Source organism: Pseudonocardia ailaonensis (assembly GCF_039531635.1).
Taxonomy (GTDB): Bacteria; Actinomycetota; Actinomycetes; order Mycobacteriales; family Pseudonocardiaceae; genus Pseudonocardia; species Pseudonocardia ailaonensis.
Genome location: NZ_BAAAQK010000011.1, coordinates 12346 through 27211, shown reverse-complemented (window position 1 = coordinate 27211; position 14866 = coordinate 12346). Strand labels below are relative to the sequence as shown.

Below are 14866 nucleotides of genomic sequence, written 5' to 3'. Positions count from 1 at the left end.
GGAGGGCCTCCCATGACGGCCCCACCTGCCCCGACCACCCACCATCTGCTGCTGGCGCTGGCCGGCCGGGTGGACGACGACCTGCTGGGCACGGCCCGGGAGCTCGTCGCCGTCGGTGAGGAGCCGCAGGCCGTCGAGCTGCTGCTCGCGACGCTCGTCGCCGACCGGACGCCGCTGCCGGCCCCGCTGCGCGCGGAGCTCGCGGACCTCGCCCGGGCCCGGCACGTGGAGCTCGACGCCGGGCTGCTCGCGCCGCCCGGACCGGAGGGTCCCCCACACGTCTTCGCAGCCGAGGCAGGGCCCGCGGCCGCCACGGCGCGGCTGGCCGAGCTGCTGGTCGCGCCCGAGCCGGGGGTCGGGGCGATCCGGCTGACCTGGCGGATCACGCCTGCCGGGGCCGCGCCGGGGCCTCTGCCGCACCCGATCGTGCTGGTGGAGCTCGCCGGGCCGGGGGTGGCGCCGGAGGTGCTGTCCTACCGGATCGCCGCGCACCTGGCCCGGGCCGGGCTGCCGGCGGCCGTCGAGGCGTACACGCCCGCCGACGCGCTGCCCGGCTACCAGGCCGCGGCGCTGGAGAAGGCGCGCGAGGTCGGCGCACTGACGCGGCGGGGGTTCGCGCCGGTGGGCGGTGTGCGGCCGCCGATGCCCGGACCGCAGGACCCGACGCCCCTGCGGCCGGGGTTCGAACCGGGGCGGTCCGCCGCCGCGGCGGGCCCGGGTCCCGAGGCGGCTCCGATCGGGTCGTCCCGGCACTCCGAGCCGCTCGCCGCAAGCGACCTCTCCGCTGGTCGCCGCCTGGATTCCGACGTCCGGAACGACGGTCGTCCCGCCGCGTCCGGATCCCCCGAGGGCGCTCCGTTCGATCCGGCGCCGCGCCCGCACGACGGGCCTCCGGCCGACGCGGATCCGTCGGCCTCCGGTCCCCGTCCCGCGGACCCGGGCGGGCCCTCGAACCGTTCCGGATCCGCCGCGCCGACGGCCGGACCGCCTCTGGCGGAGCAGGGCTCGTTCCCGCCTGCGGCACAAGGCTTGTCCACGCCCGCGACGCCTGGCGCCGTCCTGCCTGCGGAGCACGGCTCCTCCCACCCCGGGGAGCACGGCTCCGTCCAGCCCGCGGAGCACGGATCCCCTCTGCCCGGGGAGCACGGCTCCTTTCCGGCCACGGAACGGGGCTCCTTCCTGCCCGCCGACCCGGGCGCGGTCTCGTCCGGGGGCCCCGGCCACCGGCAGGCCGGCCCCACCGAGCCGTCCGGCCGGCCGGACGGCCAGGTGGGCCCGGGCACCGGGCAGGGGCTGCGGCCGGTCGGGCCCGGGCGGGCCGCGGACGGGCTCGGCCCGGATCCCTCCGGCGGTGTCCGCCCCGGGCAGCCGATCGATCCCCCCGGACGTCCTGCTCCGACCCCGTCCCCGCGGCCGGTGCCCGGCCACGGCGGGCCGCGTCCGCCGGCCGGCCCGGAGGCGTCCCGTCCCACGGGTTCCGGCTCGTTCCGGACGGGTGAGCGCGACGCGTCGTGGCCGACCGATCCCGACTCCTCGCGGCCGTCCGGCACGGGCGCACCTCGTCCGAATGGGGTCGACCGCCCCCGGCCGGCCGGGGGCGACCTGTCCCGGCCCGGCCCCGATCGGTTCGGAGCGCAGGCCGGCTCCGATCGGCTCGGTTCGACGGCCGGGCCCGATCAGCTCGGCACGCCCGCCCGGCCCGATCAGCTCGGCACGCCCGCGGGGCCCGGTCGGCTCGGCACGCCCGCCGGGTCCGATCAGCTCGGCCCCCACACCCACACCGGGCCGGATCAGCCCGGTTCAGCCGCCGGGCAGGACCAGCTCGGTCGGCCGGTGGAGGGGCGACGTCCCGGTCCGCTGCCCGTCCAGGGGCAGGGACCCGATCCTCGGGAGTCGTCCTCGGGGCCGCGGGCCGTGCGTCCCGCCGTCCCCGTCCAGCCCTCCGACCAGCGCGATCACCCCGGTTCCTTCGCGGGAGGCGATCCGCGCCGCCCCGACCAGAACGGTGCCTCCCGGCACCGGAGCGACCCGGACCAGGGCGCGTCCCTCCACGCATCCGGGGCGGACCCGTTCCACACTGCTCCCGGGCACGGTGGCGGGCCCGACCACGGTGCCGGAGACCATCGCGGTTCGCCCCTCGACCACGGCGCAGCCCCTCAGCACGGCGCAGCCCCTCAGCACGGCGCAGCCCCTCAGCACGGCGCAGCCCCTCAGCACGGCGCAGCCCCTCAGCACGGCGCAGCCCCTCAGCACGGCGCAGCCCCTCAGCACGGCGCCGCGCCCCGTCACGGCTTCATCTCCGACGACGAGGGTGGGCCCGAGCACGCGGCGCCCGACCAGCGGGAGCGTTCCGGCGGCGGCCGGGGCCCGTCGCCGGCCGCACCGCGCATGTCCGCCGTGCCGCTCGCCCCGGCACCGCTCCGACCGGCCGAGCCGCGCACGGCCCCGTTCGACCAGGCTGGGCGGCCGCCGCTGAAGGTCGTGCCGCCGCCCCCGGGCGAGGACCGGCCGCACCCCGGTCCGCGACCGACCCCGCTCACCCGGCCGACCCCCGTGGTCACGGGTGTGCCCACGCCGCAGTCCCCCTGGCCGGTCGCGGAGCCGGACGCCGCGGCGGCACGCCACGACGACCCGCCCGTCCTGGCCTCGATGCACGATCCCCTGAGCGGCCCCCTGCGCGAGCCGCTGCTGGGCACCCTCCTCGACCCCACCGACACCGGACCGTTGAACACCGACCGGCCCCTGTCCGACCGGCTCCCGCTCACCGGCGCCCCGGAGATCCCGATGTCGGAGGAGCCGCCGACGACCCCCGGCACCGGGCCCGACCAGGCGACGAGCGAGTCGTCCGCGGGCACCGGGAGTAGGGCGGACGCCGTCGGGGAGTCCGACGTCCCGCTCGACCTCGACCCGCCGACCCGCTCGGGCCCGCTCACCGAGGAGAACGCGGCATCGTCCGCGGACCCCGCCGCGAACGGCCAGCCGGAGAGCGCCGACAACCGTGTCGCCGTCGACCCGCTCGGTGAGCGCCGACCGGCGCGGGAGTGGCTGGACGACTGGTCGTCGGGCGCCTGGGCGATGCCCAAGGAGGAGACGCGGCCCGCCGCGCCCGGCTCGAACGGGTCCTACCCCGTCGGCCTTCCCGGGAGCAACGGCCACTCGGGCGGCCCGAACGGTTCGGGGCCGCTCTCCGGGGGTGCGCCGCCGAACGGTCTGCTCGGCTCCCGGTCGCCGTCCGAGGCGTCCGACCTCGCCGTTCCGGACGATCCGCTCGAGCCCCTCTCCGGTGCGCCCCGCCCAGCGCCGGCGGACGACCGGGTCACCGGCTCGAACGGCCGGACCTCGCCCGTCGGCGATCCGGTCACGGATCTCCCGGGCGCGCCCGGCACCGGAGCCGAGACCGATCGTGGCCCCGGCGGTCGCGAGCAGGCAGGGGACGCACCCGGCCTCCTCGGCCCGGCCGACAGCGACCCGCCCGCATCCACCTCCCTCGACGCCCCGCACCAGGCGGACGCCGGGGACCCGTTCGCACCGGCGCCGTCCGGCAGCGAGGATCGCGGCCCGGGCGATCCTGACGGTCATGATCCGAGCCCCTCGGAGCCGCGCAGCGACGCCGCGGCGAGCCCCGAGGAGCACGGGGGCGACCCGACCTGGTCGGACGAGCCCACCCCGCTCGGCCACGGCTCTCCCGCGCCGCGCCGGGACGGTGAGCACGCCTCCGCGCGGAGCATCTCCGATCACTCCAGCCCGACGAACTCCACTGTGGACGATCCCGAGCACCGGCCTCTCGACGGCTCGGCGCCGAGAGACACGCCACTCGACGGCCCGATGCCCGACAGCTCTGCGCCCGACAGCTCTGCGCCCGACAGCTCTGCGCCCGGCACCTCTGCGCCCGACACCTCTGCGCCCGTCGGCTCGGTGCTCGACGGCTCGGTGCTCGACGGCTCGGTGCTCGACGGCTCGGTGCTCGACGGCTCCGGGCTCGACAGCTCGCTCGACAGCTCCAGGCCCGCCGACATTTCCGGGCTCGACGACTCCGGGCTCGACGACTCCGGGCTCGACGACTCCGGGCTCGGCTCCCCCTCCCGGGCCCTCGATCCGGATCCGCTCGGGATCGGCCCGCTCGTCCACGATCCCGAGGCCGCCGGCCGCCACCTCGACGAGACCGACCCGGCGGACCGGCTCGCGGCGGACGCGGACCTCACGGTTCCCGATCTCCGGCCCCCGCCGGAGCCGGAGGCCGACGAGCCGGCACCCACCGGCCGCCGGGCCGCGCGCGACGGCGTCCCCACCTTCCGGCCCACCCCCGGGACCGGAGGGCGCCGGCGCGCCCGGCACCGCCCGGACGACGTCGGCGCCGGAGACGACGGGGACACCCGGTCGACGGCTGCCGACGAGCCGACCGACGATCCCGGCTCGTGGAGCTTCGGGGCCGACTCGGGCTCCGAGGGCCTCCCCCCGCCCCGCCCCGTGCCGCGGACCGTCGCGCGGGTGCGGCGGGACCGCGACCGCGAGCCCAGCGGCCTGTTCGGGGGCGCCGGCGACGTGCCGCCCGTCAGCGCCGACGGCCCGTTCGGCAGCACCACCGGCCTGGGCGAGCCCTCGCGGAACGCGGACCCGTCCCCGGAGGCGCTGGCGTCGCTGTCCAGCCGCGAACAGGACCTGCTGCGGATGCTGCTGCAGGAGCAGGCCGTCCGCGACGGCGGTCCGGGCCCGGACCGCCGCAACGGCTCCTGACCACCCGTGCCCGCCCGGGACCCGGGCGGGCGCGGTGGTCACCGGAGGCGGGCCTCCGCCTCGGCCAGCACCTTCTGCAGCCGCAGTCCTCGCGCGGCGGAGTACGGCCCGGTCGTCTCCCCGGCGGCGATCGCGGCGAGGAACTCGTCGAGGAGCACGCCGTAGCAGCGGGCCGGGTCCTCCGGCCGGTCCGTGAGGACGTGCCGACCGACCGTCCCGAAGGCGGCCACCTCCATCTCGGTGGGGTCGACCGGCAGGCCGATGGTGAGCACGAGTGTGCTGCGCGCCCCGCCGACGTGCCGCAGCCCGAGCTGCCACAGGTCGCCGTCACCCCTGCGGGCCCATTCGACCTCGGCGACCTCCCCGAGCGCCGCCTCCAGGAGGTCGATCAGGTGCGGACCGATGTCGAGCAGGGCGCCGCGGTCTCCGCGCCACGACGAGTCGGCGTACGGACCGCCGAGCGTCGCGCCGGAGAGCCAGCGGGCGGTGGCGGTCGTCCCGGCGTCCGCGGGGCCCTCCGGGAAGCCGGCCAGCCACTGCCGGGTCGCGGGGGCGAAGCGCAGGGTGAACATCGTCGTCGAGCAGACGCCGGCGGCCTCGACCGCGGCCGCCGCCCGTTCGGCCGCCGGGACCGAGTCCGCGAGCGGCTTGTCGAGGATCACGTGCCTGCCCGCCGCGACGACCTCCGGCAGGAGGGCCCCCTGCACCGAGGGTGGCACCGCGAACGCGACCGCGTCGACCGCCTCCACCAGCGCGGACAGGGACCCGAAGGCCTCTCCGCCGTACGAGGCGACGATGTCCCGGGCGGGTTCGGGACGGCGCGTCCACACCCCCACGAGATCGACGCCGCGGTGCGCGGCGAGGGCGGGCGCGTGCACCCCGCGCGCCCAGGGACCACCACCGACGAGTCCGATGCGAAGCATGCCGCCATCCTGCCGGGTGGCGCTCTTCACGTGAGCCTTCGCCGCCTCGATGACCTAGGGTCCGAAGGGTGAGCGTCGCCGAGGACAACACACCGCGGACCCCGGTGGAGCCGAAACCGGCGGCCACCGTCCTGCTGCTGCGTGACCACCCGTCGCCCCCGGAGGGCAGGTCCGCGCTGCAGGTCTTCCTGCAGCGCCGGGTGAAGCAGATGGCCTTCGCGGGCGGCATGACCGTGTTCCCCGGCGGCAGCGTCGATCCGTCGGACGTGCCGGACGCCGAGCGCTGGGCCGGCCCGGACCCGCAGGAATGGGCCGAGCGCATCGGCCTCTCCACCGCGCTGGCCGGGGCCGCAATTACCGCCGCCGTGCGCGAGGTGTTCGAGGAGACCGGCGTCCTCCTCGCCGGGCCGCCCGGGGGCCAGCCCGGATCGCTGACCGCGCAGGCCCCGCTGTGGCGCAAGCGCCTCACCGACCACTCGATCTCGATGACCGAGGTCCTCGCCACCTCCGGCTACGTGCTGCGCTCGGACCTGCTGCGCACCTGGGCCCGGTGGGTCACCCCGCCGATCGAGAAGCGTCGCTACGACACCGTGTTCCTGGTGGCGGCCATGCCCGCCGGTCAGGAGGCGGACGCCCAGACCACCGAGGCCGTCGAGGCCGAGTGGTGGTTCCCCGAGCAGGCCCTGGAGGCGCACGCCGAGAGCCGGATGGCGCTGATGCCGCCGACCCTGGTGTCCCTGCGCGAGCTCGCCGGGTTCGCCACCGCGGCCGAGGCGCTCGCCAGCTGCGCGGGCCGGGACATGACGGCCATCCATCCGACGCCACGCGTGACCGAGGACGGCATCCCCGAACTCGTGCTGCCGGACGGTTCGGTGCACCGGCTGCCGACGGAGCTGCTGGCGTGAGCGACCCGGCCTACGGGCTGCTCCGCCAGGTCACGCCGCTGGCGTCCGTCCTGCTGGAGAACAACCCGGGCCCGATGACCCTGGAGGGCACCAACACCTGGGTGCTGCGGGCGCCGGGCGTCGAGGAGTGCGTGATCGTCGATCCCGGCGAGGAGAAGGACGAGGAGCACCTCGAGCGCGTCGCCGCCCAGGGTCCCGTCGCCCAGATCCTGATCACCCACCACCACCTGGACCACTGCGGTTCCGCCCGGCGGCTCTCCGAGCTCACCGGCGCCCCGGTCCGGGCCCTGGACCCCACCCTGGTCCTGGGCTCCGAGGGCCTGGCGCCGGGTGAGGTCGTGGCGGCGGCCGGCGTGGAGCTGCGCGTCGTCGCCACGCCCGGGCACTCGTCGGACTCCACGTCGTTCCTTCTCGACGGGCCCGCCGACGGTCCGCCGCCGCTCCTGGCCGGCGACATGATCCTCGGCCACGGCACCACCGTGATCGCGCACCCGGACGGTTCGCTCGCCCCGTACCTGGAGTCGCTCGACTGGTACGCGGACCTGCCCGAGGGCACCGTGGTGCTCACCGGCCACGGCCCCGAGCACGCCGACGCCGCGACGATCGCGAAGCATTACCGCACCCACCGCCACGAGCGGCTCGACCAGGTCCGGGAGGCGCTGCGCACCATGCCGGAGGACGTCACACCGCGGCAGGTCGTCGAGGTCGTCTACGCGGACGTCGACGAGAAGCTGTGGGAGGCCGCCGAACGCAGCGTCCGCGCCCAGCTGGACTACCTGCGCGCCTAGGGAGCGTCTGACAGCTCCACGACGACCTTCCCCCGCACGTGCCGCCCGGCCTGCAGCTCGACCGCGGCGCGGACCTGCTCGACAGGGAAGCTCGCGGCGATGGGCACCTGCAGCCGGCCCGCCGCGACCAGGCCGGCGATCTCCTCGAGGGCCCCGGGGGCGGCGTGGGCTCCGTTCGCCGGCCGGACCCCGTCGACCTGGGTGGCGATGGTGCAGATCCGGCCGTCCGGGACGCCCAGTGCCCGGGCCGCGTGCACCGTCTCGGTGCCGTGGAGGTCCAGCGCCGCCGTCACGCCCCCGGGTGCGAGGGCGCGGACCCGATCGACCAGGCCGTCGCCGTAGGTGACCGGCTCGGCCCCGAGGCCGGCCAGGAAGCCGGACGACGACGCCGATCCCGTTCCGATCACCCGCGCCCCCGCGAGCCGGGCCAGCTGGACGGCGAACACCCCCACCCCACCACCCGCGCCGCCGACCAGCACCGTGTCGTCCGGGCCGAGGTCGAGAACGGCGAGGGCGGCGGCGGCCGTGGAGCCCGCGATGGCGAGGGTGGCGGCGGTGCGGTCGTCGCCGCCGTCGGGCGTGTGGTGGGCGACGCCGGAGGCGATGTGGCCGGGCACGTCGATCACCACGAAGTCGGCGACCGCGCGGGACAGGGCCCCGCCGAACACCCGGTCGCCGGCGGCGAACCCGGTGACACCCGTGCCGACCTGGTCCACCACCCCCGCGTAGTCGGTCGCGAACCCGGCCGGCAGGCTCAGGCCGAACCGGGCGGCGGTGTCCGCGTCGGCCGTCATGATCCAGTCCATCGGGTTCAGCCCGGACGCGGTGACCCGCACGCGGATCTGTCCGTCGCCGGCCTCCGGCGACGGCACCTCGCGGAGGTCCAGGACCTCGGGGCCGCCGAACGAGTCGAGCATTACCGCCCTGCTCGTCGCCGCCGGGCCGCTCTGTCCCTGCATCGCACGTCTCCTTCTCCGCGGCGAAACGGACTATGCTCCGTTTCATCCCGACACTATCACAACCGGAGCGTGATCCGTTTGGCCGGAGCGGAGGCCCGTGCACCGCGGGCGGACGCGGCCCGCAACCGCGAGCAGCTGCTGGCGGTCGCGACCCGCGTGTTCGCCTCGGCCGAGGCGGAGCCGTCGATGCGCGCCATCGCCCGCGAGGCCGGCGTCGGCATCGCGACGCTCTACCGGCACTTCCCCGACCGCGAGTCGCTCGTCGACGCCGTCTACCGGGACCAGGTCGAGCGGCTCACGGCCGGCGCCCGCGCGCTGCTCGACCGGCTGGAGCCGGCCGCGGCGATGCGACGCTGGATGGATCTGTTCGGGACCTGGATCGCGACGAAGAACGGCATGCTCGACACGCTGCTCGCGATGATCGAGTCCGGCGAGATCGCCCACGACGGGACCCGCACCGAGCTGCTGGCGGCGATCACCACGATCCTCGACGCCGGACGGACGAGCGGCGAGCTCCGCACCGACGTCACCGCCGACGACATCGCGGCCGCCCTCATCGGCATCTTCACGGTCGCCCCCCGGCTCGGAGAGGACCCCAGGACCGCGCGCCTGCTCGATCTCCTGATGGACGGCCTCCGGCCTCCGGCTCCTTAGGCCTCGAGCGTCCGGCGCCGCGCCCAGAGCAGCGCGCCGAGCGCGATCCCGGCCACGCCGCCGACCACGAACGCCGCCGGTGCGCCCGCCGCGTCGACCACCACGCCGGCCACGGACTGCCCGGCCGCGGCGCCGACCGTGATGGCGGTGACCACCCAGCCGAACGCCTCGGCCGCGGCACCGGGCGGCGCCACGGCCTCCACGAGCAGCGAGTGCCCGGTCGTCTGCGGCGTGATCAGCCCACCCGCCACCACCATGACGACGACGAGCAGGGCGAGCGACCCGACGGCCCCCGCCGCCCACATCACCAGGACGAGCGCACCGAACGCGGCCACCAGGACGGGCATCCGCACGTGCAGCGCCCGCGGCCAGGGCCGCATCCCGTAGAACACACCGACCAGCACGGACGTGACGGACCAGGCCGAGAGCAGCAGACCGCCGAGCGCCGGCGAGCCGGTTCCGGCGGTGAAGGCGGGCACCCCGACCTCGACCGCACCGACGACGACGCCGAAGCCGAGCCCGGCCAGCGCCACGGACCGCATGCCCGGGGTACCGAGCGCCCCGAGCAGCGAGCTCCGCCGCTCGGCGGGAGCGCCGCGGTCCGCCCGGGCGGCCCCGCTCAGCGCGAACCCGACGGCCCCGACGACCGCCGCCACCACGGCGACGGCGGTGCCCGTCCCCGGCCACGGTGCGGCCGCCAGGAGCGCGGCCAGGCCCGGCCCGAGCACGAAGAAGACCTCGAGACTGATCGCCTCGTAGCCGTACGCGGCCTCGCGGCGCGGGCCGGCGGGCACCAGCCGCGCCCACAGGGCCCGGGACGCGCCGGGCATGGCCGGCATCGCCGCGCCCGTCAACAGGGCGGCGAGCACGATCCACGGCAGCCCCGCGCCCGTCTCGACCGCCGCGACCAGGGCCAGGGCGAACAGCGCGAACAGCGCCGCCGCCACGACCAGCACCCGGGTGGGCCCGCGCCGGTCCATCACGCGGCCCTGCCCCACCGAACCGACGGCGACACCGATCAGCGTCCCCGCCGACACCGCACCCGCCACCGCGAACGAGCCGCTGGCCCGCTGCACGTAGAGCAGCGTGGCCAGGCTGAACATCGCGACCGGCAGCCGGCCCACCGCGGAGGCGAGCACGGGCACGGTCGCGCCGGGCGCGGAGACGGCAGCGCGGTAGTCGGAGAGCGTGACGGACACGCCTCCGAGAGTCGCACACTCTGGTACGGGCGTACCAGTTATTTCGTGGAGACCGCAGTCACCGCGCGCGGCGCACTCCCCCGATCACCGCGCGCGGCGCGCCAGCCGCTCCGGCTCCAGGATCAGCACGCTCTTGCCCTCGAGCCGCAGCCAGCCCCGGTGCGCGAAGTCCGCGAGGGCCTTGTTGACGGTCTCGCGGGAGGCGCCCACGAGCTGGGCGATCTCCTCCTGGGTCAGGTCGTGCGTCACCCGCAGCAGGCCGGACTCCTGCGACCCGAACTGGCGGGCCAGCTGGAGCAGCGACTTCGCGACGCGGCCGGGCACGTCCGTGAAGATCAGGTCGGCCAGCATGTTGTTGGTCCGGCGCAGCCGCCGGGCCAGCACGCGCAGCAGCTGCTCCGCGATCTCGGGGCGCTTGCCGATCCACTCACGCAGCGCGGCCCGGTCCATCGAGAAGGCCCGCACCTCGGTGACGGTGGTGGCCGACGACGTGCGCGGACCCGGGTCGAAGATGGACAGCTCGCCGAACATGTCCGACGGGCCCGCGACCATCAGCAGGTTCTCGCGGCCGTCCGGGGACTTGCGGCCGATCTTCACCTTGCCGCTCGCGATGATGTACAGGCGATCCCCGGGCTCACCCTCACTGAAGATGACGTGCCCACGCGGGAAGTCCACGGGCTCCAGGGCCTGGGCCAGCACCTCGGCGGCGTGCGGCTCCACTCCCTGGAAAATCCCGGCCCGAATCAGAACATCGTCCACAACAACTGCTCCTCGTCCACCCCGCCGCGGCCCCGCGGCGGATCATCGGCGCGCCAGTCTAGGGGGTTGCTCCGCACAATGTGACGAGACAAAGCGTGAACAGCAAGCCCGAATGGAGCATCCGTGCTCGCCGGACCGACACGTTCGGCCCCCTACCCGGTCGGCCAGGGGAGCCGATCGGGGGTCAGCTCGACACTTTACTCCGCCGTTGCGCGCGCCTGCTCCCCCGGTTGCGCAGCCGGAAGAGCTCGAGGGCGCGGACCGTTCCCTGACGGAACAGCGCACGCACCTCGTCGGGACGCGGACGCTCGAGCAGCTCGTCGAGCTCGTCCTGACGCACGGTGGACTCCTGCAGGCGGGCCTCGACGCGCTCCATACCCAGCGCGAAGAACATCACCAGCAGCGGCACGAGAACAGCTAACCAGGCAGTCATGACCGCCGGATCATCTCGCACGGGGCCCCGGGATCACCCACCGGGGGCCCGGCGCGGCGGCACCGATACCCGTTCGTGATCTCGGACGGGTCAGCGCGGCCCGCGGGCGTGCGGCGGAACTGTCGGACCCCGGTCGTAGTCTCGCGGGGTGACCACCACACCCCTGCGGCGCCCCACCCGCCGTGAGGTCGCGAAGCTGAGCGCCCGGATCGGCGCCGGCGAGAGCGACATCGGCCGCGCCCGCCGGGTCGGGCGGATCCTGCGGGCCCTCGCGGAGGCGTACCCGGACGCGCACTGCGAGCTCGACTTCCGCGATCCCCTCGAGCTCGCCGTCGCCACCATCCTGTCGGCGCAGTCCACCGACAAGAAGGTCAACGAGATCAGCCCGGCCCTGTTCGCCCGCTACCGCACGGCGGCGGACTACGCGGGGGCCGACCGCGCCGAGCTCGAGGAGTACGTGCGGCAGACCGGCTTCTACCGCAACAAGTCGAGCTCCCTGATGGGGCTGGGCGCGGCACTGGTCGAGCGGTTCGGCGGCGAGCTCCCCGGCAACCTGGACGATCTCGTCACGCTGCCGGGAATCGGCCGCAAGACGGCGAACGTCATCCTCGGGAACGCGTTCGGCGTCCCCGGCATCACGGTCGACACGCACTTCGGTCGGCTGGTCCGCCGCTGGGGCTGGACGACCGAGGAGGACCCGGTCAAGGTCGAGCACGAGATCGGCGCCCTGATCCCGAAGAAGGACTGGACCATGGCGTCGCACTACGTGATCTTCCACGGGCGCCGGGTCTGCCACGCCAAGAAGCCCGCCTGCGGCGCCTGCACCCTCGCGATGGACTGCCCGTCGTTCGGCCTCGGCCCGGAGGACCCGGCCGCGGCCGCCGCGCTGGTCAAGGGCCCGGAGCGGCCCCACCTCCTCGAGCTGGCGGGGCTGGGCGGGGCGTGAACCTCGCCGGGCTGCGGGAGCACCGCGCCGAGCTGGTCAGCACGGTCGTGGTGCTGGCGCTCGTCGTCGTCGGGGTCGTGGCCCTGTGGCCGCGCGATCCCGCGCCGCGCACCGGCACCAGCACCGGATCCACCGCCGGATCCACCGCCGCCCCGGCGGACGCGGCGCAGCTCGCGCCGCTGCGCGAGGCGGCCGCCCTGCCCGCGTGTCCCTCCGGTTCCGGGGGGAGCGCGCCGCTGGCGGGCGTGGCGGTGCCCTGCCTGGCCGGCGGCCCGACGGTCGATGTCGGGGCGGCGCTGGCCGGGAAACCCGCGCTGGTGAACGTGTGGGCCTCGTGGTGCGTCCCGTGCCGCACCGAGCTGCCCGCGATCGCCGAGTACGCGGCCCGGCCCGGCGCGGTCCCCGTGCTGCTGGTCGACGTGCAGGACACCGACGCGGCGGCGCTGCGCCTGCTCACCGACCTGCGGGTGCGGCTGCCCGCCGTCACGGATCCGGACGGGGCGCTGCGGTCCGCGCTCGCCGTCCCCCCGGCGCTGCCGGCGAGCTTCGTGATCCGGGCGGACGGCGGCGTCCGGCGCGTCGACCCGCCCACGCCGTTCGCCTCGGCGGACGAGGTCGCGGCCGCGGTGGGGAGACTGGTCCCGTGAGCATTCCCGGGCTCCGTCCCGAACGCACCCCTCCGTTCCTGCGACCCCTGCTCGCGCGGGTCGAGGCCGGGGACGGCATCGACATGTTCCCGCGCCGGACCCCGCCGCCCACCGGTGGCCGCCGCGCCGCGGTGCTCATGCTCTTCGCCGAGGGCCCGTCGGGGCCGGATGTCCTGCTCGTCGAGCGTGCCTCGACCCTGCGCAACCATGCCGGTCAGATCGCCTTCCCCGGTGGCGGGACGGACCCGGAGGACGGCGGCAGCCCGATCACGACGGCGCTGCGCGAGGCCGAGGAGGAGACCGGCCTCGATCCCGCCGGCGTCGTCCCGCTGGCCACGCTGCCGGAGCTGTTCCTGCCGCCGTCCGGGTTCGTGGTCACCCCGGTGCTCGCCCACTGGGCCCGGCCGAGCCCCGTGCGGGCCGTGGACCTGGCCGAGACGGCGCGCGTCGGGAGGACCCCGGTCGCCGCGCTCGCCGACCCCGCGAACCGGATCAACGTGTCCGGCCCCAGCGGGCACATCGGCCACGGCTTCCTCGTGTCGGGGGTGCTCGTGTGGGGTTTCACGGGGGGCATATTGTCCGCGCTGTTGGATCGCGCGGGTTGGGCGCATCCCTGGGACGAGTCCCGGGTCATGGACCTGGGTGAGGCGTGGTCGGCCGCCCGTTCCGCGTACACGGACGAGCAGGAGGCTTCGGGCACGTGAGCTGGGTCGATGTCGTGGTCGTCGTGCTGGCGCTGATCGCGGCGGTGTCCGGCTGGCGGCACGGCCTGGCGGTGGCGCTGCTGTCCTTCGTGGGTGTGCTCGGCGGCGCGATCATCGGCGTCCGGGTGGCCCCGCTGCTGGTCAGCGGCATCGAGGCGCCCACCACCCGGATCATCGTCAGCATCGTCGTGGTGGTGCTGCTGGTCGCCCTGGGCGAGACGCTGGGGGTGTACCTCGGCCGCAAGATCCGGGACCGGATCCACGGCGAGCGCTTCCTCGCCGTGGACTCCACACTCGGCGCGATCGTGCAGGCCGTCACGGTGGTGGTGGCGGCCTGGCTGGTCGCGCTGCCGCTGGCCTCGGCGAGCTTCCCCGGGCTGGCCGCCAGCGTGCGCGGTTCGGAGGTGCTCAAGGGCGTCGACTCGGTGATGCCGGGCGGCGCCCGCTCGCTCCCCGAGGACCTGCGCACCCTGCTCGACCGCTCCGGCTTCCCGGACGTGCTGAGCCCCTTCCAGGCCACCCCGATCCAGCAGGTCGGCCCGCCGGACCCGGCGCTGCTCAACCTGCCGATCGTCTCCGAGGTGCGGGACAGCGTGCTGAAGGTCCACGGCCGCGCACCCTCGTGCCAGCGCCAGCTGGAGGGCACCGGGTTCGTGATCGCCCCCCAGCGCGTGATGACGAACGCGCACGTCGTCGCCGGCACCACGGACACGACCGTCGAGGTCGTCACCTCGTCGAACCGCATCCGCCAGCTCGACGCCAAGGTGATCAGCTACGACCCCGAGGTCGACGTCGCGATCCTCTCGGTGCCCCAGCTCGACGCCCCGCCGCTGCGGTTCGCGCAGAAGCCGGCCTCCCCGGGGGACGACGCGATCATCCTGGGCTACCCGCTCGACGGCCCGTACACGATCGCGGCCGGCAAGGTCCGGGACCGGATCCAGCTGCGCGGCCCGGACATCTACGACGCCACCACCGTCACCCGGGACGTCTACACCGTGCGCGCCCAGGTCCGCTCGGGGAACTCCGGCGGCCCGATGATCGCCCCGGACGGCCAGGTCCTCGGCGTGGTCTTCGGCGCGGCCCTGGACGACTCCGAGACGGGCTTCGTCCTCACCGCCCCGCAGGTGGCCCAGGCCCTGGCGAACGCGCCCGGCCTCACCCGCGGCGTCGACACCGGCGCCTGTGCGGCCTGACCGCGCCCCCTTCGGCGGGCGG

13 protein-coding genes are annotated in these 14866 nt (G+C 76.0%); 8 read left to right on the top strand and 5 right to left on the bottom strand.

Going from position 1 to position 14866, the window contains the following annotated elements; genetic code table 11:
* Window positions 1-12 precede the first annotated feature (12 nt).
* Window positions 13-4734, top strand: coding sequence for a hypothetical protein (locus tag ABD324_RS18545; protein WP_344418347.1), 4722 nt, complete (start codon window positions 13-15; stop codon window positions 4732-4734).
* Window positions 4735-4772: 38 nt separating this feature from the next.
* Here the strand turns inward: ABD324_RS18545 and ABD324_RS18540 are convergent, their stop codons facing one another.
* Entirely contained in the window at window positions 4773-5657 is an 885-nt protein-coding gene (locus tag ABD324_RS18540; protein WP_344418345.1) for a Gfo/Idh/MocA family protein, read from the bottom strand.
* Between the two features lie 68 nt (window positions 5658-5725).
* Between ABD324_RS18540 and ABD324_RS18535 the strand changes: the two genes are divergently transcribed.
* Window positions 5726-6562, top strand: coding sequence for an NUDIX hydrolase (locus tag ABD324_RS18535; protein ID WP_344418344.1), 837 nt, complete (start codon window positions 5726-5728; stop codon window positions 6560-6562).
* Window positions 6559-7350: an MBL fold metallo-hydrolase gene (locus ABD324_RS18530; protein WP_344418342.1), complete on the top strand. Its 792-nt coding sequence runs from the start codon at window positions 6559-6561 to the stop codon at window positions 7348-7350. The genes ABD324_RS18535 and ABD324_RS18530 overlap by 4 nt, the downstream gene beginning before the upstream one ends.
* Here ABD324_RS18530 and ABD324_RS18525 read toward each other — a convergent pair.
* Window positions 7347-8309, bottom strand: coding sequence for an NADP-dependent oxidoreductase (locus ABD324_RS18525; RefSeq protein ID WP_344418340.1), 963 nt, complete (start codon window positions 8307-8309; stop codon window positions 7347-7349). The genes ABD324_RS18530 and ABD324_RS18525 overlap by 4 nt on opposite strands.
* A gap of 78 nt (window positions 8310-8387) precedes the next feature.
* On the opposite strand from ABD324_RS18525, the gene ABD324_RS18520 reads away from it, so the two are divergent.
* Window positions 8388-8963, top strand: a complete 576-nt coding sequence (locus tag ABD324_RS18520) for a TetR/AcrR family transcriptional regulator (protein ID WP_344418418.1) — start codon at window positions 8388-8390, stop codon at window positions 8961-8963.
* Here ABD324_RS18520 and ABD324_RS18515 read toward each other — a convergent pair.
* From ABD324_RS18515 to ABD324_RS18505, 3 genes are all read right to left on the bottom strand, one after another.
* Window positions 8960-10162 carry an MFS transporter gene (locus tag ABD324_RS18515; protein WP_344418338.1) on the bottom strand — a complete coding sequence of 401 codons (1203 nt, stop codon included), beginning with the start codon at window positions 10160-10162 and terminating at the stop codon, window positions 8960-8962. The two genes, ABD324_RS18520 and ABD324_RS18515, sit on opposite strands and share 4 nt — an antisense overlap.
* A gap of 84 nt (window positions 10163-10246) precedes the next feature.
* Complete coding sequence (locus ABD324_RS18510; protein WP_344418336.1) at window positions 10247-10921, bottom strand: Crp/Fnr family transcriptional regulator; 675 nt, start codon at window positions 10919-10921, stop codon at window positions 10247-10249.
* A 184-nt stretch (window positions 10922-11105) separates the two neighbouring features.
* Window positions 11106-11354: a hypothetical protein gene (locus tag ABD324_RS18505; RefSeq protein WP_344418333.1), complete on the bottom strand. Its 249-nt coding sequence runs from the start codon at window positions 11352-11354 to the stop codon at window positions 11106-11108.
* 196 nt (window positions 11355-11550) lie between these two features.
* Here ABD324_RS18505 and nth point away from each other — a divergent pair, with 196 nt between their 5' ends.
* From nth to ABD324_RS18485, 4 genes are read left to right on the top strand one after another with little or no spacing between them, the layout of a single operon-like run.
* Entirely contained in the window at window positions 11551-12300 is a 750-nt protein-coding gene (gene nth, locus ABD324_RS18500; RefSeq protein WP_344418416.1) for an endonuclease III, read from the top strand.
* The gene (locus ABD324_RS18495; RefSeq protein ID WP_344418331.1) at window positions 12297-12947 is read left to right on the top strand and encodes a TlpA family protein disulfide reductase; all 651 of its coding nucleotides are present in this window, start codon (window positions 12297-12299) and stop codon (window positions 12945-12947) included. Before nth ends, ABD324_RS18495 begins: the two co-directional genes overlap by 4 nt.
* Window positions 12944-13651 carry an NUDIX hydrolase gene (locus ABD324_RS18490; RefSeq protein ID WP_344418329.1) on the top strand — a complete coding sequence of 236 codons (708 nt, stop codon included), beginning with the start codon at window positions 12944-12946 and terminating at the stop codon, window positions 13649-13651. The genes ABD324_RS18495 and ABD324_RS18490 overlap by 4 nt, the downstream gene beginning before the upstream one ends.
* Window positions 13648-14844, top strand: a complete 1197-nt coding sequence (locus tag ABD324_RS18485) for a MarP family serine protease (RefSeq protein ID WP_344418327.1) — start codon at window positions 13648-13650, stop codon at window positions 14842-14844. Before ABD324_RS18490 ends, ABD324_RS18485 begins: the two co-directional genes overlap by 4 nt.
* The last annotated feature ends 22 nt before the right edge of the window (window positions 14845-14866 follow it).